This is a genomic window from Pseudoroseomonas cervicalis ATCC 49957 (assembly GCF_000164635.1).
GTDB classification, from domain to species: domain Bacteria; phylum Pseudomonadota; class Alphaproteobacteria; order Acetobacterales; family Acetobacteraceae; genus Pseudoroseomonas; species Pseudoroseomonas cervicalis.
Genome location: NZ_GG771035.1, coordinates 1 through 1,106, shown reverse-complemented (window position 1 = coordinate 1,106; position 1,106 = coordinate 1). Strand labels below are relative to the sequence as shown.

The 1,106-nt window shown below is 71.0% G+C and carries 2 protein-coding genes; one reads left to right on the top strand and one right to left on the bottom strand.

Annotation, left to right across the window (positions count from 1 at the left end):
- Nucleotides 1–41: 41 nt before the first annotated feature.
- Nucleotides 42–245 (bottom strand): 30S ribosomal protein S21, encoded by a 204-nt coding sequence (gene rpsU, locus HMPREF0731_RS21530; RefSeq protein ID WP_007006360.1) that lies wholly within the window; start codon nt 243–245, stop codon nt 42–44.
- Nucleotides 246–456: 211 nt separating this feature from the next.
- On the opposite strand from rpsU, the gene def reads away from it, so the two are divergent.
- Complete coding sequence (gene def / locus HMPREF0731_RS21525) at nt 457–987, top strand: peptide deformylase (RefSeq protein ID WP_007006359.1); 531 nt, start codon at nt 457–459, stop codon at nt 985–987.
- Nucleotides 988–1,106: the final 119 nt, after the last annotated feature.

The following is a 1,106-nucleotide window of genomic DNA, read 5'->3' as shown; positions in this document are numbered from 1 at the left end:
CGCCGGCCGCCCTCAGGGCGGCGGGGCGCGGCGGCGGGCGATCAGAAGCCCTCGCGCTCCAGGCGCTTGCGCTCGACCTTGCGGGCGCGGCGGACGGCCTCGGCGGCCTCACGCGCACGGCGCTCGGACGGCTTCTCATAGTGCCGGCGCAGCTTCATCTCGCGGAAGACGCCTTCGCGCTGCAGCTTCTTCTTAAGGGCCTTGAGGGCCTGATCGATATTGTTATCCCGAACGACGACCTGCACGCTGTGCGGTCTCCTCTCACTAGAGCAGGGCCCGGCCACCAGGACATCTGGCCCACCGGGATCAATGGATCCGAAAGCACGAGGCGCCGGACCGCGCCGGTGCCTTCCTGCAAGGTGGCTGCGTCTAGCATGGGCCGATGGCGGATTGAAAGCCCTTCCGGCGGCATGGCACGCACCCATTTCAGTCAGGAGCGGACAGAAAGGCGCGCGCATGGCCATCCTCAAGATCGCCCGCATGGGGCACCCGGTGTTGCTGCGGGTGGCCGATCCGGTGCCCGACCCGACCGACCCCGAGATCCGCCGGCTGATCCGCGACATGGCCGAGACCATGCTGGATGCGGGGGGACTCGGCCTCGCCGCGCCGCAGGTGCATGTGCCGCTGCGGATCTTCGTGTTCCGCCAGGGGGAGACGGTGGCGGCCCTGGTCAACCCGGAGATCGAGCTGCTCGGCCCGCCCGACCAGCGCGGCTGGGAGGGCTGCCTGTCGATCCCCGGCCTGCGCGGCAATGTCGAGCGGGCGCAGCGAATCGCCTTCCGCGGCCTGGATGTCGAGGGCGACTCGGTCGAGGGCGAGGTGGAGGGGTTGCTCGCCCGCGTCATGCAGCACGAATTCGACCATCTGAACGGCATCCTCTATCCCAGCCGGATGAGCGACCCCTCGCTGTTCGGCTTCACCGAGGAGCTGGCGCGCGCCGCCGCCCAGGCCGAGCGCCAGCCCCAGAGCCAGGAGCAGACCCGATGAGACAGGCGCGCGCCCTGATCGAGCGCTTCTCCCCCACCGGCCGGCTGGAACGCGGCGCCGAGCGCGACGCGGCGCTGCGCGCCATGCTGCCCGAGGTGCCGCGGCTGGGCTGGAGCCAG

Excerpts from the sequence above, each read along its gene's own strand:
- def (WP_007006359.1), top strand. The coding sequence starts at position 457 with ATGGCCATCCTCAAGATCGCCCGCATGGGGCACCCGGTGTTGCTGCGG.